10 protein-coding genes are annotated in these 25,520 nt (G+C 73.1%); 7 read left to right on the forward strand and 3 right to left on the reverse strand.

Annotated elements, in window-relative coordinates:
- Nucleotides 1-3: 3 nt before the first annotated feature.
- The 4 genes from ABZ562_RS01790 to ABZ562_RS01805 all read left to right on the forward strand — a co-directional run bounded on the left by ABZ562_RS01790 (nt 4) and on the right by ABZ562_RS01805 (nt 18,412).
- Nucleotides 4-5,952, forward strand: coding sequence for a type I polyketide synthase (locus ABZ562_RS01790; protein WP_361472488.1), 5,949 nt, complete (start codon nt 4-6; stop codon nt 5,950-5,952).
- Nucleotides 5,953-5,996: 44 nt separating this feature from the next.
- A complete protein-coding gene (locus tag ABZ562_RS01795; RefSeq protein ID WP_361472490.1) occupies nt 5,997-6,932 on the forward strand; it encodes a proline iminopeptidase-family hydrolase in 936 nt (311 codons plus the stop codon).
- 7 nt (nt 6,933-6,939) lie between these two features.
- Complete coding sequence (locus ABZ562_RS01800; RefSeq protein WP_361472493.1) at nt 6,940-17,091, forward strand: type I polyketide synthase; 10,152 nt, start codon at nt 6,940-6,942, stop codon at nt 17,089-17,091.
- 82 nt (nt 17,092-17,173) lie between these two features.
- Nucleotides 17,174-18,412, forward strand: a complete 1,239-nt coding sequence (locus ABZ562_RS01805) for a cytochrome P450 (RefSeq protein ID WP_361472496.1) — start codon at nt 17,174-17,176, stop codon at nt 18,410-18,412.
- Between the two features lie 103 nt (nt 18,413-18,515).
- Here the strand turns inward: ABZ562_RS01805 and ABZ562_RS01810 are convergent, their stop codons facing one another.
- The gene (locus ABZ562_RS01810) at nt 18,516-20,108 is read right to left on the reverse strand and encodes an MFS transporter (RefSeq protein WP_361472499.1); all 1,593 of its coding nucleotides are present in this window, start codon (nt 20,106-20,108) and stop codon (nt 18,516-18,518) included.
- Between the two features lie 85 nt (nt 20,109-20,193).
- Here ABZ562_RS01810 and ABZ562_RS01815 point away from each other — a divergent pair, with 85 nt between their 5' ends.
- Nucleotides 20,194-20,790 carry a TetR/AcrR family transcriptional regulator gene (locus tag ABZ562_RS01815; protein ID WP_361472502.1) on the forward strand — a complete coding sequence of 199 codons (597 nt, stop codon included), beginning with the start codon at nt 20,194-20,196 and terminating at the stop codon, nt 20,788-20,790.
- 8 nt (nt 20,791-20,798) lie between these two features.
- Here ABZ562_RS01815 and ABZ562_RS01820 read toward each other — a convergent pair whose 3' ends face one another.
- Nucleotides 20,799-22,331: an AMP-binding protein gene (locus ABZ562_RS01820; protein ID WP_361472505.1), complete on the reverse strand. Its 1,533-nt coding sequence runs from the start codon at nt 22,329-22,331 to the stop codon at nt 20,799-20,801.
- Nucleotides 22,332-22,465: 134 nt separating this feature from the next.
- Between ABZ562_RS01820 and ABZ562_RS01825 the strand changes: the two genes are divergently transcribed.
- Nucleotides 22,466-22,702, forward strand: a complete 237-nt coding sequence (locus ABZ562_RS01825; protein ID WP_055558082.1) for an acyl carrier protein — start codon at nt 22,466-22,468, stop codon at nt 22,700-22,702.
- A 16-nt stretch (nt 22,703-22,718) separates the two neighbouring features.
- Here the strand turns inward: ABZ562_RS01825 and ABZ562_RS01830 are convergent, their stop codons facing one another.
- Entirely contained in the window at nt 22,719-23,660 is a 942-nt protein-coding gene (locus ABZ562_RS01830) for an ACP S-malonyltransferase (protein WP_361472508.1), read from the reverse strand.
- Nucleotides 23,661-23,896: 236 nt separating this feature from the next.
- On the opposite strand from ABZ562_RS01830, the gene ABZ562_RS01835 reads away from it, so the two are divergent.
- Entirely contained in the window at nt 23,897-25,495 is a 1,599-nt protein-coding gene (locus ABZ562_RS01835) for an AMP-binding protein (protein WP_361472511.1), read from the forward strand.
- The last annotated feature ends 25 nt before the right edge of the window (nt 25,496-25,520 follow it).

The raw sequence follows: 25,520 nt of genomic DNA on the forward strand, positions 1-25,520 counted from the left end.
ACGATGGCCGACACCGACCAGAAGCTCGTGGCGGCGCTGCGCGCGTCGCTCAAGGAGACCGAGAGCCTGCGCGCGAGCAACCGCGCCCTGCGGGCCGCCTCCCGCGAACCCATCGCGATCGTGGCCATGAGCTGCCGCTATCCCGGCGCGGCCTCGCCCGAGGAGCTGTGGCGGCTGGTCGCCGACGGAACGGACGCCGTCTCGCGGTTTCCCACCGACCGTGGCTGGGACGAGGCGGGCATCTACGACCCCGAGCCCGGACGCCCCGGCAAGACGTACAGCCGGGAAGGGGCGTTCCTGTACGACGCGGCAGAGTTCGACCCCGAGTTCTTCGGGATCGCGCCGAATGAGGCGATGGTCATGGATCCGCAGCAGCGGTTGCTGCTGGAGGCGTCCTGGGAGGTGCTGGAGCGGGCCGGGATCGACCCGTCGACGCTCAAGGGCAGCCCGACCGGTGTGTTCGCCGGGATGATGTACCACGACTACACCTACAACAGCAGCACGGGCGCCATCGCCTCCGGCCGTGTCGCCTACGCCCTCGGTCTGGAGGGCCCGGCGGTCACCGTCGACACCGCCTGCTCCTCCTCCCTGGTCGCCCTGCACTGGGCGGTCCAGGCGCTGCGGTCGGGGGAGTGCTCGCTCGCGCTCGCGGGTGGTGTCACGGTGATGGCCACGCCGGAGACGTTCATCGAATTCAGCCACCAGCGCGGGCTGGCCCCCGACGGCCGCTGCAAGTCGTACGCGGCGGCCGCCGATGGCACCGGCTGGGGTGAGGGCGTGGGCATGCTGCTGGTCGAGCGGCTGTCGGACGCGCGCCGCAACGGCCACCCGGTGCTGGCGGTCGTACGGGGCATGGCGATCAACCAGGATGGCGCCAGCAACGGCCTGACCGCGCCCAACGGCCCCGCCCAGCAACGGGTGATCAAGCAGGCGCTGGCCAACGCCCGGGTCTCCGCCGACCAGGTCGATCTGATCGAGGGGCACGGCACGGGGACGACGCTCGGCGACCCGATCGAGGCGCAGGCGCTGCTCGCCACGTACGGCCAGGGCCGGGACGAGCCGCTGTGGCTGGGGTCGATCAAGTCCAACATCGGTCACACCCAGGCGGCGGCGGGCGTGGCGGGCGTCATCAAGATGGTGCAGGCGATGCGGCACGGTGTCATGCCGAGGACGCTGCACGTGGACGAGCCCACCCCGCAGGTGGACTGGGCGGCGGGCGAGGTCCGGCTGCTCACCGAGGCGCGGGAGTGGCCGCGCGGCGAGCGTCCGCGCCGCGCGGGCGTGTCGTCCTTCGGCATCAGCGGCACCAACGCCCACGTCATCATCGAGGAGGCCCCGCCCGTCGAGGCCGAGGAGGACGCGGCCCCGGCTGTCACCGAGGGGCCCGTCGTGTGGACCCTGTCGGGCAGGAACCCGGAGGCGCTGCGGGCCCAGGCCGAACACCTCTACTCCCATCTGCGGGAACGACCGGACCTGACCCCCGTGGACGTCGCCTTCTCGCTGGCGACCGGCCGCGCGGCCCTCGAACACCGCGCCGGGGTCGTCGCCGACGACCGTACGGAACTCCTCGCGGGCCTCACCGCGCTGGCCCGGAAGACCCCGTCGCCGTCCGTCGTCACCGGCAGGACCCGCGAGGGCAAGGTGGCGTTCCTGTTCACCGGACAGGGCAGTCAACGCCTGGGCATGGGGCGGGAGTTGTATGACACCTTCCCGGTCTTCGCGGCGGCTTTCGACGCGGTGTGCGAGGCGTCGGGGCTGCCGTTGAAGGAGGTGATGTGGGGTGGTGACGAGGCGGCGCTGCACCGCACGGAGTTCACCCAGCCCGCCATCTTCGCCCTGGAGGTGGCCCTGTTCCGGCTGGTGGAGTCCTGGGGGCTTCGCCCGGACTTCCTCGCCGGCCATTCCATCGGGGAGCTGGCGGCGGCGCATGTCGCGGGGGTGTTCGGCCTGGAGGACGCCGCGCGGCTGATCACGGCGCGGGGGCGGCTGATGGGGGCGTTGCCGTCCGGTGGGGCGATGGTGGCGATTCAGGCCACGGAGGGGGAAGTGGCGCCGCTGCTGGACGGTGCGGTGGGGATCGCTGCGGTCAATGGTCCGTCGTCGGTGGTGGTCTCCGGTGCCGAGGATGCGGTGGCGAAGGTCGCCGACCGGTTCGGTGACCGTAAGACGAGCCGTTTGTCGGTCTCGCACGCGTTCCATTCGCCGTTGATGGATCCGATGCTGACGGAGTTCCGCGAGGTGGCCGAGACCGTCGCCTACGGTCGGCCGGGGATCCGGCTGGTGAAGGACATGGCGTCGGCCGAGTACTGGGTGCGGCACGTGCGGGAGGCGGTGCGGTTCGCCGACGATGTGAGCCGTCTGGAGAGCGAGGGCGTGTCCCGGTTCCTGGAGATCGGGCCGGACGGCATCCTCACGGCCATGACCCGGCAGACGGCCCCGGACGCCACGGCGGCGGCCGCTCTGCGCCGCGACCGGCCCGAGGCCACGACGCTGCTCACGGCGGTCGCGCAACTGCACACCACGGGTGCCTCTCCCGACTGGACGGCCCTCTTCGCGGGACGGGGAGCACACCGCGTCGATCTGCCCACCTACGCCTTCCGGCGAAGCCGCTACTGGCTGTCGGCGCCGGTGGCCACCGAGGGCGGAAACGCCGCGTCCATGGGCCTCACCGCGCTCGACCACCCCTTGCTGAGCGCCGAAGTGGCGGTGCCGGGATCCCGGACCGTGGTGTTCACCGGGCGGCTGTCGACGGACACCCAGCCCTGGCTGGCCGACCACGCGGTGCTCGGCACGACGCTGCTGCCCGGGACCGCGTACGTGGAACTGGCCCTGCGCGCGGGCGACCGGGTCGGCTGCCCCGTCCTCGAAGAGCTGACGCTGCACGCGCCGCTGACCCTGCCCGAGGGCGGCGGGGTGCGGTTGCGGCTGACGGTCGGCGAACCGGCCGGCGACACGGGCCGACGCCCCCTCACCCTCCACGCGCAGTCCGAGGACGCCGGCCCGGAGGCGGCCTGGACCCTGCACGCGGAGGGCGCGCTGACGCCCGAGGACACCGCCGCGCCGCCGCCTTCCGACCTGACGCGGTGGCCGCCGCCCGAGGCGGTGCGGATCGCCACCGACGGCGCGTACGAACGTTTCCGGGAGGCCGGTTTCGGCTACGGCCCGGCGTTCCAGGGGCTCAAGGCGGCCTGGCGCGCCGGCGACGAGACGTTCGCCGAGGTGGCGCTCGGCGACGCGGCCGGTGCCGGGCGTTTCGTACTGCATCCGGCCCTGCTCGACTCCGCGCTGCACGCGGTGCTGCTCGGCTCGGGAGACGACGACGCGATGAGGCTGCCGTACGCCTGGAAGGGGGTCCGGCCGCATGCCTCCGGCGCCACGGCCGCGCGCGTCCGGCTCACGCCCCGGGGCGAGGGCGCGATGGAGCTGCGTATCGCCGACGCCCAGGGGCGGCCCGTGGCGTCCGTGGCGTCGCTGATCGCGCGGGAGGTGTCGGCCGCGCAACTCGCACCGTCGCCCGCGACGCCCGCCGACTCCCTCTTCCACATCGCGTGGACGCCCGCTCCCGCCCCCGCCGCCGAAACCGACTGGACGATGGTCGCCGACCTGGCGGAACTCACCGGCCGGGTGCCCGCCACCGTCGCGCTGACGCTCCCTGGCGGCACGGGCGGCATCGCCGACGACGTCAGAACGGTCACCGGCGCGACCCTCCGCGCCCTGCAGACCTGGCTCACCGACGAGCGGTTCGCCGACCGCAGGCTCATGGTGGTCACGCGCGGCGACGACCTCGCCCACGCGGCCGCCCGGGGCCTGGTCCGCGCCGCCCACGCGGAGGACCCGGAGCGCTTCGCGCTGCTGGAGACGGACGGCGACGACCGGGAACCCATCGGCCGGGCCATCGCCTCCGGCGAGCCGGAACTACGCGTCCAGGGCGCCGACATCCTCGTACCCCGCCTGGCACGCACCCCCGCCGCCCCGGAACGGGCGACCACCTGGGACCGGCTCGGCACCGTGCTGATCACCGGTGGTACGGGCGGCCTCGGCGCGCTCGTCGCCCGCCACCTGGTCGCCGAGCACGGCGTCCGCGACGTGCTGCTGACCAGCCGTCGCGGTATGGACGCCGAGGGCGCGGCCGCACTCCACCAGGAGCTGACCGGCCTCGGCGCGACGGTGGAGATCGCGGCCTGCGACGTGGCGGACCGGGAAGCTTTGAAGGCACTGCTCGCCGATCGGCCGCTGGGCGCCGTCGTGCACACGGCCGGGGTGCTGGCCGACGGCCTGATCGCCAACCTGACCCCGCACGGCCTGGACCAGGTGCTGCGCCCCAAGGTGGACGGCGCGCTCAATCTGCACGAGCTCACCCGCGGCCACTCCTTAAGCGCCTTCGTGCTGTTCTCGTCGTCTGCGGGGGTGCTCGGCGCGCCCGGCCAGGGCAACTACGCCGCCGCCAACACCTTCCTCGACGCGCTCGCCCACCACCGCCACGCCGAAGGGCTGCCCGCGCAGTCCCTCGCCTGGGGGCTGTGGGCGGACACCGGCGGAATGGCGGGCGGCCTGGGCGAGGCCGACCTGCGACGGCTGCGCCGCCAGGGCCTGCCCGCGCTGTCGGTGGACGACGGCCTCGCGCTGTTCGACGCCGCGTCCGCCCGCCCCGAACCGGTACTGGTGCCGATGGGGCTGGACCTGCGGGTGCTGCGCGGCGCGGCCGGTGGCGAACTCCCGGTGCTGCTGCGCGGCTTGGTCCCCGCCTCCGGACACCGTGCGGCGGCTGCCGATCCGGCGGCGCTGCGGCGTGAGCTGGCGGCGCTGCCCGCCGAGCGGCGGGAGGGAGCGCTGCGTGATCTGGTGCTGAGCCTGGCCGCCACCATGCTCGGACACAGCGGCCCCGAAGCCGTGGACCCCGAGCGGGACTTCCTGGAGGCCGGATTCGACTCGCTCACCGCGATGGAGCTGCGGACCGCGCTGAACGCCGCCACCGGGCTGAAGCTGCCCGCGATGGCGGTGTTCGACAGCAAGAACCCGTCCCGGCTGGCCCGTCTCCTCACCGATGAGCTGGCCATGCTCCCCGCCACCGAGCCGCAGGCCCGGAGAGAGACAGAAACGGAGACGGAGACGGAGACGGACGAGAGCGTGACCGGCCTGTTCCGGCAGGCCGTGCGCGCCGGTGACTCCTCCGGCGCGCTGGCGCTGATGTCGGCGGTCGCGGCGCTGCGGCCCCGGTTCGCCGCGCCCGGCGACCTCGACCGCGCTCCGAGGGCGGTGCGGCTGGCCGACGGCCCGCGCCGTACCCGGCTGATCTGCCTGGCCACGCCCATGGCGGTCGGCGGTGTGCACCAGCACGCCCGGCTGGGCGCGGAATTCCGGGACATCCGCCACGTGTCCGCGCTGCCGCTGCCCGGATTCGCCCGGGACGAGCCGCTACCCGGTTCGGCCGATGCGCTCTCGCGGGTGCTGGCCGACGCCGTACTGGAGGCGGCCGGGGGCGAGCCGTTCGCGCTGCTCGGCTACTCCTCCGGCGGCATCATCGGCCACGTCCTCGCCCGGCATCTGGAGGAGGTGGCCGAGGTGCCGCCCGCCGGGCTGATCCTGGTCGACACCTTCCGCGTCGACGACACGGCGATGAAGGTCGGGTTCGACCAGCTCATGGGGGAGGTGCTGGCGATGGAGTCGGCCTTCGGACCGTACGACGCGGCGCGGCTGTCGGCGATGCCGCACTACTTCGGGGTGCTGGGGGACTTCGACCCCGTACCGCTGGCCGCGCCGACCCTGTTCGTCCAGGCGGCCGAGCCGTTCGTCGCACCGCCCGAGGGTGTCGACCCGGCCGAGATGCGGGCCCGGCCCTGGGACCCGGACCACACCCTGCGCACCGTGCCGGGCGACCACTTCTCGCTCGGGCAGGACCACGCCCCGACGACCGCCCGGGTCATCGACGAGTGGCTGACGGCGCTCGACTGACACCGCGACCGACGCACAGGACCCGAACCGAGGTGGTTTGAGACATGGCGCCCACGCCCACGGCCAAAGGAACCGTTCCCTTCCGGGAGCACAAGACCTGGTACCGCATCACCGGACAGCCGGGATCGGGCCGCCCGGCCCTCGTCGTCGTCCACGGTGGCCCCGGATCCACGCACGACTACCTGATCCGGCTGGCCGACTTCGCCGACCACGGCTGGCCCGTGGTGCACTACGACCAGCTCGGGAACGGGGGCTCCACCCATCTGCCGGACGCCGACCCCGGTTTCTGGACCCCCCAGCTCTTCCGCGACGAGCTGGACAACCTCCTCCACCGGCTCGGCATCGCCGACGACTACATCCTGTTCGGACAGTCCTGGGGCGGGATGCTGGCCGCCTGGCACGCCTCGGCCCGCCCCGCCGGGCTGCGCGGCCTCATCGTCGCCAACGCCCCCGCCTCGTACCCGCTGTGGCTGTCGGAGATGGACGTGCTGCGCGCCCAACTGCCGCCCGGTGTGGACGACACGCTGCGGCGGCACGAGGCCGCGGGCACCACCGACAGCGACGAATACCTGGAAGCGATGCTCGTCTTCTACAGCCGCCATGTGTGCCGCCTCGACCCGTGGCCCGGCGAACTCATGGCCTCGTACCTGGAGGCCGTCACCGACCCGACGGTCTACCGCACCATGAACGGCCCCAACGAGTTCCATGTCATCGGCAGCCTGCGCGACTGGTCGGTGGTCGACCACCTGCCCCGCATCGATGTGCCCACCCTCGTCGTCTCCGGCCGCCACGACGAGGCCACCCCGGTCACCGTGCGCCCCTTTTCGGAACTCATCCCGAACGCCCGCTGGGAGATCTTCGAAGACTCCAGCCACGCCCCGCACCTCGAGGAACCGGAACGCTTCACCGAGGTGCTCGGCACATTCCTTGACACGGTCGGCGCCACCGGCGCGCGGACCACGACGGTGAGCGGAGGCTGAGACGACGGTGGAAGCCAAGGTCGAGGAGATCGTCGAGGCGCTGCGCGGCTCGCTCGTCGAGAACGAGCGGCTGCGGCAGGACAACGAGAGCCTGCGCGCCGCCGCGCATGCCGCCACCGAACCCATCGCGATCATCGGCATGGCCTGCCGCTTCCCCGGTGGTGTCACCTCCCCGGAGGGGCTGTGGGAGCTGGTCGCCGAGGGCCGCGACGCCATCGGCCCGTTCCCCGGCGACCGTGGCTGGGACCTGAGCGCCCTGTACGACCCGGAGCCCGGAAAGCCCGGCAAGAGCTACGTCCGCCACGGCGGATTCCTGTACGACGCCGCCGACTTCGACCCCGAGTTCTTCGGCATCAGCCCGCGCGAGGCCCTGACCATGGACCCCCAGCAGCGGCTGCTGCTGGAGATCACCTGGGAAGCGGTGGAACGGGCCGGCCTCGACCCGGCGTCGCTGCGCGGCAGCCGCACCGGCGTGTTCGCCGGAGCGATGTACCACGACTACGGCATCACCAGCAGCGACGGCAGCCTGGTGTCCGGGCGGATCGCCTACACCCTCGGTTTCGAGGGCCCGGCGGTCACCGTCGACACCGCCTGCTCCTCGTCGCTGGTGGCGATGCAGTGGGCGGCGCAGGCGCTGCGTACGGGGGAGTGCGCGCTGGCGCTGGCCGGGGGCGTCAGCGTGATGGCCACGCCCGAGACGTTCATCGAGTTCAGCGAGCAGCGCGGGCTCTCGCCCGACGGCCGCTGCCGCTCGTTCGCCGCCTCCGCCGATGGCACCGGCTGGGGGGAGGGCGCGGGCGTGCTGCTGCTGGAGAAGCTGTCCGACGCCCGCCGCCACGGCCACCCCGTGCTCGCCGTGGTACGCGGCTCGGCGGTCAACCAGGACGGCGCGTCCAACGGCTTCAGCGCCCCCAACGGCCCCTCCCAGCGCCGGGTGATCCAGCAGGCGCTGGCCGCCGCCGGGCTGACGCCGGCCGACGTCGACGCCATGGAGGGGCACGGCACCGGGACCTCGCTCGGCGATCCGATCGAGGCGCAGGCGCTGCTCGCCACGTACGGCCGGGACCGCTCTGATGACCGCCCGCTCTGGCTCGGCTCGATCAAGTCGAACATCGGCCACTCCCAGGCCGCCGCCGGCGTCGCGGGCGTCATCAAGATGGTCGAGGCCATCCGGCACGGCGCGCTGCCGAAGACGCTCCACATCGACGCGGCGACGCCGCAGGTGGACTGGGACGCGGGGAACGTACGACTCCTCACCGAGGCCCGCGACTGGCCCGACACCGGCCGTCCGCGCCGCGCCGCGGTGTCCTCCTTCGGCGTCAGCGGCACCAACGCCCACGTGATCATCGAACAGGCCGATCCCACCCCCGCCCCCGAGCCCCAGCCCGCCGGGCAGCCCGCGTTCCCGGGCGTACCCGTGCCGCTGCCCCTGTCCGCCCGCACCACGGCCGCCCTGCGCGCCCAGGCCCGGCAACTGGCCGGCCACCTGCGGGCCACGCCCGGCCTGGACCCCGTGGACCTGGGTTTCTCCCTCGCCACCGGCCGGGCCGCGCTGACCCGCCGCGCCGTCGTCATCGGTCGTGACCGCGAGGAGATCCTGAACGAGCTGACGGCGCTGGCGGACGACACGGCGGACACGGCCCCCGGCGGCGTCGCCCGGCCCACCGGGCTGACCGCCTTCCTGTTCACCGGACAGGGCAGCCAGCGCCTGGGCATGGGCCGGGAGCTGCACGCGGCGTTCCCCGTCTTCGCGCGCGCCTTCGACGAGGTGTGCGCCGCGCTGGACCCGGCCGTACGCGAGGTGATGTGGGGCGACGAGGAGGCGCTGAGCCGCACCGAGTTCACCCAGCCCGCCATCTTCGCCCTGCAGGTGGCGCTGTTCCGGCTGCTGGAATCGTGGGGCGTACGGCCCGACTTCGTCGCCGGACACTCGATCGGCGAGCTGGCCGCCGCCCATGTGGCCGGGGTGTTCTCCCTCGCCGACGCGGCCCGGCTCATCACCGCGCGGGCCCGGCTGATGGGGGCGCTGCCGCCCGGCGGTGCGATGGTGGCCGTCGAGGCCACGCCGGACGAGGTGGCCCCGCTGCTCGGCGACGGCGTCGGCATCGCCGCCGTCAACGGCCCCACCTCGGTGGTGCTCTCCGGCACCGAGGCGGGCGTCGAGGCGACCGTCGCGGCGGCCCTCGAACGGCTCGGCGCCCGCAGGACGAACCGCCTGACGGTTTCGCACGCCTTCCACTCGCCCCTGATGGACCCGATGCTGGACGAGTTCCGCCACGTCGCCGAGACCGTCACGTACGCCGAGCCACGCGTCCCGGTCATGGCGGACGGCGACGTCACCACCGCCGCCCACTGGGTGCGGCACGTCCGTGACACGGTCCGGTTCGCCGACGCGGTGGCCCGGCTGGAGGCCGAAGGGGTCACCCGCTACGTGGAGTTGGGGCCCGACGGCGTCCTGGCCGCCATGGCCCGGCAGTGCCTCACCACCTCCGCCGACACCGCCGTACTCGTCCCGGCGCTGCGCCGCCGCGACCCCGAGGCGGTCGCCGCCCTCACCGCCCTCGGCCGGCTGCACGGCGCGGGCCTGCGCGTCGACTGGGCGGGCGTGTTCGACGGACGGGGCGCCCGGCGCGTCGACCTGCCCACCTACCCCTTCCAGCGCGCCCGCTACTGGCTCGACAAGAGCGGCCGGGGCGGCGACGTCACCTCCGCGGGTCTCGACCGGCCGGACCACCCGCTGCTCGGCGCGATGGTGCGGCTGCCCGGCTCGGACGGTGTGGTGTTCACCGGACGGCTGGCCACCGGCGCCCACCCCTGGCTGGCCGACCACACCGTGCTCGGCTCCGTGCTGCTGCCCGGCACCGCGTACGTGGAACTGGCCGTACGCGCCGGGGACCAGGTCGGATGCCACCGCGTCGAGGAACTCACCCTGGGCGCGCCCCTGATCCTGCCCGACCACGGCGGCGTCCACCTCCAGGTCGCCGTCGACGCGCCCGACGCGTCCGGCCGCCGCCCGGTGGCCGTGTACTCCCGCGCCGACGACGCCCCGATCGACCGCGAATGGGTCCAGCACGCCGAAGGGATCCTGGCACCCGACGCCGGTGTACCGGCCACCGACCTCGCCGCGTGGCCACCGCGCGACGCCGAACCCCTCGCCACCGAAGGGCTGTACGAGCGGCTGGACTACGGGCCCGCGTTCCGCGGACTGCGCACGGCGTGGCGACGCGGCGACGATACGTTCGCCGAGATCGCCCTCCCGGCCGGTGTCGACGCCGGACGCTTCGGCCTCCACCCCGCCCTGCTCGACTCGGCGCTGCACGCCCTCGACCTGACGGACGACGGCCCGACCGTCCTGCCGTTCTCCTGGTCGGACGTCACCCTGCACACCGAGGGCGCCACCGCCGCCCGGGTCCGCCTGCGCATCGGGGGCGACGACACGGTGGCGCTGGAGCTGGCCGACGCCATGGGACGGCCCGTCGCCTCGGTCGGCTCGCTGACGCTGCGCGCCGTCACCGCCGACGGACTCGCCCTGGCCTCGGCCCGGGTGGCGGACGCCCTCTTCCGCGTCGAGTGGGTCCCGGCCACCGGCGGGCCGCCGCCGGCCGACCACACCGAGGTGGCCGTCCACCACTGCCCGCCGACGACCGGCGACATACCGAGCGCGGTGCACGCGGCGCTGGGCGGTGTGCTGGAGGCCGTGCGGACCGCGGCGGACGGCGACGCCACCCTCGTCGTCGTCACCCACGGCGCGATCGACGGCTCCGACCTCGGCCACGCCGCCGTCCGGGGGCTGGTACGCGCCGCCGCCAGCGAGAACCCCGGCCGCGTCGTACTCGTCGACACCGACACCGATGTGCCGGTCGATCCCCGCTCCGTCCTGGTCACCGGGGAGCCCGAGCTGTGCGTCCGTGACGGCGAGGTGCGGGTACCCCGGCTGGCCAGGGCGCCGCTCGGCCCGGACGCGCCCACCTGGGACACCGAACGCACCGTCCTGATCACCGGCGGGACCGGCGCCCTCGGCGCCGCCGTCGCCCGCCACCTCGTCACCCGGCACGGGATACGGCGGCTGCTGCTGACCAGCCGCCGTGGCCCGGAGGCTCCGGGAGCGGCCGAGCTGACGGAGGAGCTGGCCGCGCTGGGCGCCGAGGCCGAGGTGGCGGCGTGCGACGCGTCCGACCGCGACGCCCTCGCCACGCTGCTCGACGGCCGGACCATCGGCGGGGTCGTGCACGCGGCGGGCGTGCTGGACGACGGAGTGATCGCGTCGCTGACACCGGAGCGGATGGACCTGGTACTGCGCCCGAAGGCGGACGCGGCATGGCATCTGCATGAGCTGACCCGTGACATGGGGCTGACCGCGTTCGTGCTCTTCTCGTCCGTCGCCGGTGTCCTCGGCGCGCCCGGACAGGGCAACTACGCGGCCGCCAATACCTTCCTGGACGCCCTCGCGCGTCACCGGCACACCGCCGGGCTCCCCGCGCTGGCGCTGGCCTGGGGGCCGTGGGCCGGAGAGGGCATGGCGGACGGTCTCGACCAGGCGGGGCTGCGCACCCTGGCACCGGAAGACGGCCTCGCCCTGCTCGACGCGGCCGCCGGTGCCGCGGAACCCGCGCTGGTGCCCGCCCGGTTCGACCTGGCGGCCTTCGACACACCCCCACCGCTCCTGCGCGGCCTCGTACGGGGCCGATCGCGCCGCGTCGCCGACGCCACGGCCCCCGCGACCGACGCGCTACGGCGGCGCCTGGCCGCACTCACCGACGACGACGAACGCGCCGCCGAACTCCTCGCCCTCGTCCGCTCCCAGGCCGCCACCGTCCTCCGCCTTGCCGGAGCCGGGGCCGTCGACCCCGAACGGGCCTTCCGCGACCTCGGCTTCGACTCCCTCACCGCCATCGAGCTGCGCAACCTCCTGGGCGCCGCCACCGGGCTCCGGCTGCCCGCCACCCTCGTCTTCGACTACCCGACCCCCGGCGAGCTGGCCCGCCACCTCCTGGGCGGGCTGTCCGGCGCCGTGGAGAACACGGCGGCCGGGCCCGCCATGGTCCGGGCGGACGACGAGCCGATCGCCATCGTGGCGATGGCGTGCCGCTATCCGGGCGGGGTGGACTCGCCCGAGGGGCTGTGGCGGCTGGTGGACGAGGGCGTGGACGCGATCTCTGAGTTCCCGGCCGACCGGGGCTGGGGCGTGGAGGACATCTACGACCCCGAGCCCGGCAAGCCCGGGAAGACCTATGTGCGCGACGGCGGGTTCCTGCACGACGCGGCGGAGTTCGACGCCGACTTCTTCGGCATCAGCCCCCGAGAGGCCCGCGACATGGACCCGCAGCAGCGGTTGCTGCTCGAGGTGTCGTGGGAGGCGCTGGAACGCGCCGGGATCGACCCGGGCACGTTGAAGGGCAGCCCGACCGGGGTGTTCGCCGGGGTCATGTACCACGACTACTCGGGTGGCACCGGCGGCGGCAGCCTCGTCTCCGGCCGCGTCGCCTACACCCTCGGTCTCGAAGGCCCCGCGGTGACGGTGGACACGGCGTGCTCGTCGTCGCTGGTCGCCCTGCACTGGGCGGCGCAGGCACTGCGCTGCGACGAATGCTCACTCGCCCTCGTCGGCGGCGTGACCGTCATGGGGACGCCGCAGTCGTTCATCGACTTCAGCGAACAGCGCGGCCTGGCCGCCGACGGCCGCTGCAAGTCCTTCTCCTCCTCCACCGACGGCACCGCGTGGGGCGAGGGTGTGGGCATGCTGCTGGTCGAGCGGCTTTCGGACGCGCGGCGTCACGGTCACCCGGTGCTGGCGGTCGTACGGGGGAGCGCCCTCAATCAGGACGGCGCCAGCAACGGCTTGACGGCCCCGAACGGCCCGTCCCAACAGCGCGTGATCCGCCAGGCGTTGGCGAACGCGGGTCTGTCGGCCGCTGAGGTGGACGCTGTCGAGGCGCATGGTACGGGGACGACGCTGGGCGATCCGATCGAGGCGCAGGCGCTGCTGGCGACGTACGGACAGGATCGGGACGAGCCGCTGTGGCTGGGGTCGGTCAAGTCCAACATGGGCCACACCCAGGCGGCGGCCGGTGTCGCGGGCATCATCAAGATGGTGCAGGCGATGCGGCACGATGTGCTGCCGAGGACGCTGCATGTGGACGAGCCGACGCCGCAGGTGGACTGGTCGGCGGGCAACGTCCGGCTGCTGACCGAGCCCAGGAAGTGGCCGCGCGGCGAGCACCCGCGCCGCGCGGGCATCTCCTCCTTCGGCATCAGTGGGACGAACGCCCACGTGATCGTGGAGGAAGCCCCACCGGCCGAGGACCAGCCCGGGGAGCGCCGCGAACTCCCGGTGGCGCCCATCGTGGTGTCCGCGAAGACACCTGACGCGCTCCACGCCCAGATTCAGCGGATCAGTGCCTTCGCCGCGGATCACGATGAGCTGGATGTGGCGTTCTCGGCGGCGACGGGGCGTGCCGTGCTGGAGCATCGTGCGGTGCTGGTCGGGTCGGAGACGATCAGCGGTGTGACGGCGGGCGAGGGCGGCAAGCTGGCGTTCCTGTTCACCGGACAGGGTAGTCAACGCCTGGGGATGGGGCGGGAGTTGTATGACACCTTCCCGGTCTTCGCGGCGGCTTTCGACGCGGTGTGCGAGGCGTCGGGGCTGCCGTTGAAAGAGGTGATGTGGGGTGATGCGGCGGCGTTGGAACGTACGGAGTTCACCCAGCCCGCCATCTTCGCCCTGGAGGTGGCCCTGTTCCGGCTGGTGGAGTCCTGGGGGATCCGCCCGGATTACCTGGTCGGTCATTCGATCGGCGAGCTGGCCGCCGCCCACGTCGGGGGAGTGCTGAGCCTGGAGGACGCGACGCGCCTGGTGGTGGCGCGGGGGCGGCTGATGCGGGCGTTGCCGTCCGGTGGGGCGATGGTGGCGATTCAGGCCACGGAGGGGGAAGTGGCGCCGCTGTTGGACGGTGCGGTGGGGATCGCTGCGGTCAATGGCCCTTCGTCGGTGGTGGTTTCCGGTGCCGAGGATGCGGTGGCGAAGGTCGCCGACCGGTTCGGTGACCGTAAGACGAGGCGTCTGTCGGTCTCGCATGCGTTTCATTCGCCGTTGATGGATCCGATGCTGGAGGAGTTCCGCGAGGTGGCCGAGACCGTCACCTACGGTCGGCCGGGGATCCGGCTGGTCAAGGATGTGGGGTCGGCGGGGTACTGGGTGCGGCATGTGCGGGAGGCGGTGCGGTTCGCCGATGACGTGTGTGCGTTACGGGAGGAGGGTGTGACCCGGTTCCTGGAGGTGGGGCCGGATGGTGTGCTGACGGCGATGGCGCAGCAGTCCGTCGAGGGCACGATGGCGGCCACGCTGCGCCGGGACCGTTCTGAGGTGGAGGGTGTGTTCGCCGGGGTGGGGCGGTTGTTTGTGGCGGGTGTGGCGGTGGATTGGGGTGCGGTGTTCGCGGGGCGCGGGGCGCGGCGGGTGGAGTTGCCCACGTATGCCTTCCAGCGCGAGCGCTACTGGCTGATCGAGCAGCCGAAGACCCTCGCCGGGGCCGACTCGCTCGACCATCCGCTGCTGGGCGCGCGGGTCGTGCTGCCGGACACCGGTGGGGCCGTGTTCACCGGGCGGCTCTCCCTCGACGCCCAGCCCTGGCTCGCGGATCACGATGTGCTGGGCACCCTGCTGCTGCCCGGCACCGGGCTGGTCGAGCTGGCGTTGCACGCCGCTCACCAGGTGGGATGCGAGGCGATCGACGAGCTGACCCTCGAAGCGCCCCTCGTCGTCCCCGAGAAGGGCGGCGTAGCGGTACGGGTCGTCGTGGGTGGCCCGCAGGCGTCCGGCGCGCGCAGCATCGAGATCTACTCGTCCCTCGACGACGAGACATGGACCCGTAACGCCACCGGCGGCATCGTCCCGTCCGCCACACCACCGTCGTCCGATCTCGGCGTCTGGCCACCGGCCGACGCGACACCGCTTCCGGTGGACGGCGCCTACGAGGCCCTGCTCGCCCGCGGTTATGACTACGGTCCGGCCTTCCAGGGACTCAGGGCGGCCTGGCGGCGCGGCGATGACGTCGTGTTCGCCGAGGTCGCGCTGCCCGAAGGGGCGGAGGCGTCCCGGTTCGGTGTGCATCCGGCGCTGCTGGACGCGGCGATGCACGTCGGGCTGGTCGAAGGCGACGCTGACGGGGCGCCGGAGTTGCCGTTCTCCTGGGGCGGCGTCTCGCTCCACCGGGCCGGCGCCTCGGCGCTGCGCGTCCGGCTGTCGCACCGGAAGGGGGGCGACGGTACGGAGGTGCTGGTCGCCGACGAGACCGGGGCGCCCGTCCTGTCGGTGGCGAACCTGGCGTCGAGGCCCGTTTCGGCCGAGCAGCTGCGGGGAAGCGGTGACCACCGCGAGTCGCTGTTCGCGCTCACCTGGACCAAGGCAACGGGCCGCCCCCTCCCGGAGGCACCGGTCGAGGTGTACGAGGTCCCGCGCGCGGCGGGGGACGCGCCCGAGGCCGTACGCCTGGTCCTGGGCGAGGTGCTGGCGCGCATCCAGGAGTGGCTGGCCGACCACGGCAAGGACGAGGCGAGGCTCGCGGTCGTCACCCGCCGCGCGGTGGCGGTCGAGGACGAGGACGTCGATCTGGGCCAGGCGCCCGTGTGGGGTCTGGTGCGGGCGGCCGCGGCGGAGAACCCCGGCCGGTTCCTGCTGCTGGACCTCGACGACGAGGCCACCGTGCCGGACGTGAGCGACGTGATCGACGCGCCCGAGGTGGCGGCCCGCGGCGGTGAGCTTCTGGTTCCCGAATTCGCCCGCGTTCCCGCCGCCGCGGTGGATGAGGCCCGCACCCCGTGGGATCCGGCGTCCACGGTGCTGATCACCGGCGGGACCAGTGGCCTTGGCGCCCTGGTCGCCCGCCATCTGGTGACGGCACACGGCGTCCGGCGGCTCGTCCTGACCAGCCGCCGGGGCGAGAGCGCGCCGGGCGCGGCGGACCTGCGCGCCGAACTGGCGGCCCACGGCGCGCAGGTGGCGATCGAGGCGTGCGATGTGGCCGATCGCGCCGCGCTCGCCGGAGTGCTGGCCCGGCACCCGGTCGACGCGGTCGTCCACGCGGCCGGTGTCGTGGACAACGGGCTGGTCCGAGGGCTGACACCGGAACGCATGGACGCGGTTCTGCGGCCCAAGGCGGACGGGGCCTGGAATCTGCACGAGCTGACGGCCGGCCGCGACCTGTCGGCGTTCGTGCTGTTCTCCTCGCTCGCCGGGCTCGTGCTGGCCGCGGGGCAGGGCAACTACGCCGCGGCGAACGTGTTCCTGGACGCGCTCGCCCGCCATCGCCACCGCGCCGGACTGCCGGTGACCTCGCTGGCGTTCGGGCTGTGGGAGGCCGACACCGGGCTCGGCGAGCTGGCCGAGGCCGACCGGAAGCGCATGCTGCGCATGGGACTGCCCGCGCTGTCGCAGGCGGAGGGGCTGGCGCTGCTGGACGACGCGTTGCGTACGCGGGAACCGGCGCTGGCGCCGTTCCGCCTGGACCCGGCCGCCCTGCGGGAACGCCCCGCCGACCGGATTCCGGGGATGCTGCGCGGCCTGGTGGCCACCCCGCGCCGCCGGGTCGCAGGCCCGGGTGTGGCGGGGGGCGGCGACGGCGGCGCGGGGCTGCGGCGGAGGCTGGCGGCCCTGACCGACGACGCCGAACGCGACGGCCTGCTGCTGGACCTGGTGCGGACGCAGGTCGCCGCGGTGCTCGGCCACGACGGGGCCGACGCCATCCGGTCCGACCGGGCGTTCAAGGATCTGGGCTTCGACTCGCTCACCGCCGTGGAGCTGCGCAACGGCCTGCGTGCGGCGACCGGGCTGAAGCTGCCCGCCACCCTCGTGTTCGACCACCCGACGCCCGCCGCCGTCGCCGACGAGCTGCGCGACCAGCTGAGCGGCGGCGACCAGGAGCCGACGGCCACCGCGTCCCCGCTGGAGGCGGAACTGGCCCGGCTGGAGGCGGCGTTGGCGTCGGCGACACCGGACGAGGAGGTCTACGGCCGCGTCGCCGACCGGCTGCGGGCCCTGACGACCGGGTGGCTGGAGACCCACCGCCCGGACCAGAGCGAGGAGACCGATCTCGCATCGCTCTCCGCCGACGAACTGTTCGACGTCCTCGACGGCGAACTGGACACGCGGTCCGCGCCGTAGCCACGCGTGCCGGACCGGACCGCCACCAGGCACCACACCCGAGCACCACACCACGGCACCACACCGAGGAGAGCGACCCCACATGACCACCGAAACGACCCCGACTGCCCAGCAGGCCGACGAAGCGTTGATCGCGCTGATCTCGCCGCCCTTCCCCGCCGACCCCTTCCCCCTCTACGAGACGCTGCAGTCGGTGAACCGGGTCCACAACGCCTCCGCGCTCGGCGTGTGGGTGATGTCCGGGTACGAGGAGGTCACCGAGTTCCTGCGGCTGCCCGACGTCCAGAGCGGCGCCCGCGCCGCCACGCAGATGCGCGAGGACTGGGCCGACCACCTCTCCCTGCGCATGTACCTGAACTCGATGGTCACCCTCAACCAGCCCGACCACGGCCGCATCCGCGGCCTGGCCGCCCGCGTCTTCACGCCCAACAAGATCAAGACGATGCAGCCCGCGGTGGAGCGGCTGACCGCCGGACTCATCGACGGCCTGATCGAGCGGTCCGACGGCGGCGAGCCGGTCGACCTCGTGGACCTGCTGGCGGTGCCCTTCCCGGTCGCGGTCATCAGCGACATGCTCGGCCTTCCGTACGAGGACGGCAAACACCTGTGGAAGCTGGCCGACGACTGGTCACACGTCTTCTCCGGCCTCTACACGGACGAAGACCTGGTGCGTGCCGACGCCTCCGCCGAGGAACTCGCCGGGTACTTCCGTGAGGTGATCAAGAATCGCCGCGCCGCGCCGCGCGAGGACCTGATGTCCTCGCTCGTCCAGGAGGCCACCAACGGCCGCCTGGACGAGGACGAGCTGATGGCGCTCATCCTGTTCCTGTTCACCGCGGGCTTCGCGGCCACCACCAACCTCGTCGCCAGCGGGGTGCTCGCCCTCCTCGACCACCCCGACGAGCTGAACCGCTGGCGCGCGGACAAGAGCATCACGCCGTCCGCCGTGGAGGAGTTGCTGCGCCACACCACCCACACCACCGCGGCGAGCCGGGTCACCACCCGGCCGGTCAGCATCGCCGGTGCCGAGATCCCCGAGGGGGTGCTCGTCCTGACCCTGCTCGCCGCCGCCAACCGCGACCCGCGCCGGTTCCCCGACCCGCACCGCCTGGACCTGACCCGCGACAACGGCCCCCACCTGAGCTTCAGCGCCGGGGCCCACTACTGCTTCGGCGGCAGCCTCGCGCGCATCGAGGGTGCCGAACTCTTCCCGAAGCTCATCGACACCTTCGCGAAGATCGAGCAGGCCGGGACGCCCGAGCGCCGCGCCGTCATGGGCCTGACCGGATACACCACGCTCCCCGTGACCCTCGGCCGCTGACCGGGCGGCGCACTGCTGCCGAAAGGGTCCCCGCGCCATAAGGGTCCCCGCGCGACCGTCGCGCGGGGACCCTTTCCGTGGAGCGCGGGGAATCCTCGGAGCCTCATTCCGGGCTGGGGGCGGGTGCGGGCTCGGCCGCCGAAGGGGCGGCCGCCGCAGGCGCACCGGCGGGAGTCGTGACGTGCCGCATGAGCAGCGCGGCGCCCGCGGCGCCCACCAGCATGACGGCCCCGGCGACCACGGCGCTGACGTTCATACCGCGGGTGAACGCCTCCCCGGCGACCTGGAGGAGCGGTTCGCTCGCCCGGTCGGGCAGATGCTTGGCCACCTCCGCGGCGCCGCCGAGCGAACCCTGCGCGGCGTCGGCGGCCTGGTGCGGAAGACCGGCCGTCGCGTCGGAGACATCGCGGGTGTAGACGGCGGAACCGATGCTGCCCAGGATGGCCACCCCGAGCGCCCCGCCGAGCTGGTTGCTGGTCTCCGGCAGCGCCGAGGCAGCGCCCACGCGCTCCGGTGGCGCGGCGGAGACGATCAGGTCGGCGGTCAGGGGGATCGCCATGCCGACCCCGGCCGAGATCACCGTGGCGCCGATCACCGCGACCGCCAGGCTCGAATCGGCGCGCAGCTGCGTCATGATGACGAATCCGGCCGTGGAGACGACCATGCCGACGCCGATGATGTAGCCGGGGCGGATCGACTTGGCCAGCACGGCGGCGATGGATGTCGTCACCGCCACCGCCACCGGCGCGGGCAGCGTCCACAACCCGGCCTCCAGCGGGCTCAGTCCGTAGACCAGCTGGATCCACTGGGTGGAGAACAGCAGGAAGCCGACCATCGCGAACAGCGCCACCAGGTTGACGCCGATGGACGCGCTGAACCCCCGGTCGCGGAACAGGCTCAGGTCGATCAGCGGGTTGGCGGCCGAGCGCTGGCGGAGGTAGAACAGCACGCCGACGACGACCCCGGCGGCCGTGCTGGCCGCGTACTTCCAGGCGAAGCCGTCGTTGGCGAGTTCCTTGATGCCGTAGATGACCGGGAGCACGGTGCCCAGGGACAGCGCGGCGCCCAGGAGGTCGAAGCGGCCGGGCCGCGGGGCGCGGTACTCCGGCAGCAGCAGCGGGCCCAGCAGCAGGATCAGGGCCATGACCGGGATGTTGATCAGGAAAACCGAGCCCCACCAGAACTTCTCCAGCAGCAGCCCCGACACGATCGGGCCCAGCGCGGCGCCGCCGGAGAGCCCGGCGGTCCAGATCGCGATGGCGGTGCGGCGCTCGGTGGGGTCGTGGAAGATGTTGCGGATCAGCGCGAGGGTGGACGGCGCGAGCACGGCCCCGGCGATGCCCAGGACGGCGCGTGCGGCGATCAGCAGTTCGGCGCTGCCCGCGTAGGCGGCGGCCAGCGACGCCCCGCCGAACACCACGGCGCCGAGCATGAGCAGCAGCCGGCGGCCGATGTGGTCGCCGAGGGTGCCCATGGTGATGAGCAGCCCGGCGAGCATGAACGCGTAGATGTCCACGATCCACAGCTGCTGCGTGGCACTCGGTTCCAGGGACGCGCTGAGGAACGGCAGCGCGAAGTACAGGACGGTCATGTCCATCGACATCAGCACGACCGGAATGACCAGGACGGCAAGGCCGATCCAGTCCTTCCGGCTCGCCCGCCCGGGGCTCACGGAATCGCTTAAGGGCTCACTCATGGGCGGGACTATAGATTTGTATAAGTAATCTGTCTAGGACGCTTGTCCAAGACGAATCTCAGGCGCGGTGGTTAGACTTCGGCGCATGGGACACCGGGAGGACCTGCTGGTCGGGGCGAAGCGCTGCCTGTACGAGAAGGGCTACGCCCGCACCACCGCGCGGGACATCGTCGAGGCGTCCGGCGCCAACCTGGCCTCGATCGGCTACCACTACGGCACCAAGGAGGCCCTGCTCAACGCCGCGCTCATGGAGGCGTTGGAGGAGTGGGCCGCGGAGCTGAAGCGGGCCCTGGCCGATGTGGCGGATCTGCCCGACGATCCGATCGGGCGGTTCGAGCGGGCCTGGACACGGGTGATCGAGCTGTTCGATCGGCATCGCCCGGTGTGGGCCGCCCAGGTCGACGCGATCTCCCAGATCGAGCATGTGCCCGAGGTCCGCGGCTTCATCGTCGAGGCGCAGCAGCAGGCCCAGAAGGGTCTGGTGGAACTCCTCCTCGGCGGCGAGGAGTTGCCCCCGCACACCCGGGTCGCGGTCGGGCAGTTCTACCACGCGCTGCTCGGCGGTGTGATGATGCAGTGGGTCATCGACCCCGAGCACGCCTCGACGGGCGAGTCGCTCGCCGAGGCGCTGCGCACGGTCGTGGAGGATGCCCGGCGCTTCGGGCCGGGGATGGCCGTCTGAGCCCCGGCTCAGGACGGGCCGTCCGACATCGCGGCCGCCTCGCGGGCCAGCCGTCCCCGGTCGACCTTGTGGTTGGCGTTCAGCGGGAACTCCGCCACATGCCGGAACACCTTGGGCACCATGGGCTCGGGCAGGTGCGCCGCCAGCTCGCGGCGCAGCGTCACCGGGTGCACGCGGTCGCCGGTGTAATAGAGGACGAGTTCCAGCCCGCCGCCCGGCGCCGGGCGGGTCACGGTGGCGGCGTTCGTCACGCCCGCACACCGCCGTACGACGTGGTCCACCTCGGCCAGTTCGACCCGGAAGCCCTGGATCTGCACCTGGGTGTCCAGGCGGCCGAGGTAGACCAGCTCGCCGTCGTCCAGCCGCCGCACCCGGTCGCCCGTCCGGTACCAGCGGCGGCCGTCGCGCTCCAGGAACCGGCCCTCGTTGTCCGCGGCGTCCAGGTAGCCCGGTGTCATCTGCGGCCCGGTGACGCACAGTTCGCCCTCGACCGCCGACTCGGTGTCCCCGTCGAGCAGCAGATGGTCATGGCCGGGATGCACCGTGCCGATCGGGACGACGCCGTTCACCGCCCGTTGCGGTGAGGTCCGCGGCGACCAGCGGTGCCCGGTGATGGTGACGGTCAGCTCGGTCGGCCCGTAGAGATTCTCGATCCGCGAGTTCGGCGCGGCGGCCTGCCAGGCCGCGGCGTCCTCGCACAGCAGCGCCTCGCCCGCGAAGAAGCTCCACCGCAGCGTGGGCATCGCCCCCGGGGTCAGCCCGCCCATCCGCCGGATGAACGACGTGCCGCTCGGGGTGGAGAACCACACGGTCATGCGCCGCTCGGCGAGGAACGCGGGCAGGTCCCGGTGGGCCGCGGGGGGAATGGCGTGCACCGGGGCGCCGCGGCCCCAGGCGCAGAACAGCTCGAACATCGCGCAGTCGAAGTTGAGCCCCACGTTCTGGCAGAACACATCGGCGGGCCCGAAGTCGTAGCGCCGGTCCAGCAGGGTGAAGTAGTGGTCGTTGGCGCCGTGCGTCATCGGCACGCCCTTGGGGCGGCCCGTCGACCCAGAGGTGAACAGGACGTACGCGATGTCGGACGGCGCCACGGCCACCGGCGCGTCCAGCGGGGCAGTGGCGGCGGCCTCGTCCAGGACGGGCAGGTCCAGTTCGGTTTCGGCGAGCGCGGCCCGGCCGATCGGATCGGCGATCACCGTCGACACCTCCGCCGCGGTGAGCATGCGACGGGTGCGTTCGGCGGGGAACCGCGGATTGAGCGGCACGATGGTGGCGCCCGAGTACAGCGCCGCCAGCATCCCCACGTACGCGATGAGGCTCTTGTCCGCCAGGATGGCGACCCTGTGCGGCCGCCGCGGCCCCCGCGATCCCTGTGGGGCCCGGGCCAGCAGGGCCCCGGCCCGGCACAGCGCCAGCTCGTGCATCGCCTCGTACGTCAGGGTCTCGTCGTCCACGCGGATCGCGACCCGGCGGGGCGACAGCGCCAGACCGCGCAGAAACCGTTCGTGCAGACCGTGTCCGGGGGCGGGTGTCTCGATCATTGTCCTTCCTCCGGGGAGAGAAAAGGGGTGGATAGGGGTGCCGACTCAACGGATGCAGGGCTTACGTTGGCCGCGACGCCGGCTATTCGGCAGCCGGATATCAGTAAAGGCCAGCAGAAAACAGGGGAGCGCGCATGTGGGACGAGTCTTTCGGGCAACTGCTCCGCAAACACCTTCCTTTGCTGGAGACGCAGGACGAACTCACCGCAGACCTGAGCCTGCGTGACTTCGGCCTCGATTCCATGGGAATGGTGGCGCTGCTGTCCTCGCTGGAGGACATGTACGGCGTCCGTTTCGTCGACGACGCGCTCAACGACGACAACTTCGCCACCCCCGCCACGCTGTGGAAAACCCTGGCGGCCATGCGCTGACCCGGCTCCCGTCCGCTCATGCGATCGTGCTGCGCCGGCGCGGTCGCATGGCCGTCTCCGGCCGCACCGCCACCACCTCGAACGCCTCGGTCATCACGTCCACCCGGCCCCACAGCCCGTCCTGCCCGGTGACGTGCACCCGCTCGACGCCCAGCCCCTTGAGCGTGTCGACGACGGAGGGCCAGCGCACCGTGCGGGTCACCGCGTCCAGCAGCAGCGTCCGCACCCCCGCGGCCGACCGCACCAGCGAGCCGTCGTGGTCGGACACCACGGGGATCCGGGGGTCGCGGAACGGGACGGTCGCGGCGACCTCCGCCTCGACCTCCTCCCGCAGCGCGCCGAACACGGCGGAGTGCATCGGCGGCCGCATGACGTACAGCGGCAGGCCGCCCACCGCCTTGAGTCGTCGCTGCAGCCAGTCCACCATCTCCTCGCGCACCGAGAGCATGTGGAAGTCGTGGTCGACGTGGCAGGCCACCTCGTTCCACTCGCCGAGGGCGTCCAGCTCGGCCCGGATCTCCTCCAGCCGGCCTACGGGTACGCGGGCGAAGGACTGGGCGACGAGGTCGCGGTGCTCGCGCGCGAAGTACGCGTCCACCAGGCGGCCCCACGCCGCCGTCATCGCCACGGCCTCCGCGAACGGCAGCGCCCCGGCGAACACCGCCGCCGCCGTGCCGCCGAAGCTGGCCCCGGCGCACGCCACCGGCGCCAGCTCGTGCTCGGCGACCGTCCATTCGGCCAGCGCCAGACAGGAGACCAGGAACGCGATCCGGGCCGGTTCGGGGAACGCCCCCTGGTCGCCGCGCGCCTCCGCCTCCCGGTACCGGTCGAGCAGCGAATAGCCCAGGACCGCGTCCGCCTCGGCGACGAGTCGGCGGGCCACCGGATGGACCGCCAGGAACCGGCCCGAGTCGGCGAACCGCGTCGGGCCGATTCCAGGAAAGACAATCGCCGACATATTCTCGCTCTCCCTTTTGTCACGCTCGTCGCGTGTGCATTCTGAAAGCCCGGCAGTTCGATCCCGCGCACTTCGATCTTATTGTTTCCGCCAGTCTTGTTGGCCCCTGGTAGCGGCATAACCCCTAACGCCCCCTAGTTCAGGGGTGGGCGGGCGAGAGTTCTTGTGGGCCGTAAAAGGACCCTGTTAGAAACAGCCTGGCATTTGTGGGGAAGGCCCGAATCGGAGGGTGGCGCATGAGCCGGAATGGAGCGCGTCCAGCCCGGGCGCACGCATCGGTGGACAACCTGCGGACATATCTGCTGGCCGCCGCCCAGAAGGACCCCGACCGGCCCGCCGTGATCCAGGCCGCGGCGGACGGCGGTCTGGAGACGGTCACCTACGGCGAACTGCGGCGCCGCACCGACCGCTGCGCCGAGGCGCTCGACGCGCTCGGTCTCGACGTCGGCGACCGCGTCATCCTGGAGTCCGACACCGACGCCGACGCCATCGCCGCCCTCCTCGCCTGCGCCACCCTCGGCCTGCCGTTCATCCCGGCCAGCCCCGAGACCCCGGACGAACGGCTCCTGACGATCATCGACAGCGCCCGGCCCGCGCTGTACCTCCAGTCCGTGCGCGGCGGGCGCACCGGCATTCCCGAGACGGTCGGCACGGCCCGGTTCGGCGCGGACGGCCTCACCGTGGAGCGGCCGCCCGCGCCGCGCGTGCGCCGCCGCCGCGTGGTCACCCCCGTCGACACCGCGTACATCACGTTCACCTCGGGCACGACCGGACGGCCCAAGGGCGTCGTCATGAGCCACCGCGGTGTCATCGCGTTCCTGCGGGGCGCGGAGGCCGCGGAGCTGATCACGGCCGAGGACCGGGTGGCGGGCACCGCGCCGCTGCAGTTCGACTTCGCGCTGTTCGACATCGGGTTCGCCCTCAGCCACGGCGCCGCGCTGGTGCCCGTACCGCGCGACCGGCTCAACTGGCCGCGCCGCTTCCTGTCGTTCCTGCGCGACACCGGCACGACGCAGGTCGACGCCGTTCCGTCGGCGTGGCGTCCGGTGCTGCGGCACGAGCCCGGCCTGCTGGCCGAGCTGGGCGAGCAGGGCGTGCTGCGGCGCATCGCGTTCTCCGGGGAGGACTTCCCCCTGGAGGAACTGCGCGCCCTCCAGGAGCTGTTGCCGAAGGTGCGGTTCACCAACGGCTACGGGGCCACCGAGACGATGGCCGCGTCCATCACCGAGGTGCCCAACCCGCTGCCGCCCGGCACCGAACGCCTGTCGATCGGCCACGCGGTCGCGGGCGCGGAGATGATGCTCATCGGGCCCGACGGCCGCCCCGTGGACGAGCCCGGGGTGCTCGGCGAGATCTATCTCCGCAGCCCGTCGCTGTTCTCCGGCTACTGGAACGACCCGGAGGCCACCCGCGCCGTCGTCGTACCCGACCCGCTCGACCCCAGGTCGGGGCAGCGGGTGTTCAAGACCGGCGACCTGGCCACCATGGGAGCGGACGGCGAGCTGTACTTCCACGGCCGCGCCGACTCCCAGGTGCAGATCCGCGGCAACCGCGTCGAACTGGGCGAGGTGGAGCGCCGCATCGGCGAGTTCACCGGCGTCACCGGAGCGGTCGCGATGCTCCTGCCGCGCGACGACGGCGACCCGGTGCTGCACGCGTTCGTCACCCGCGCCCCCGGCGACCCCGCGCCGGACGCCAAGGAGGTCATCGCGTTCTGCCGCGCCGCGCTGCCCGCGTACATGATCCCGCAGGGCCTGCACGTGGTGGACGAGTTCCCGCTGACCGTCAACGGCAAGGTCGACCGCACTGCCCTGGCCGCCCTCGCGGCGGCCTGAGCGCCCCTGACCACCCCGATCGCCT

This window comes from Streptomyces sp. NPDC019937 (genome assembly GCF_040631655.1).
Lineage (GTDB): Bacteria > Actinomycetota > Actinomycetes > Streptomycetales > Streptomycetaceae > Streptomyces.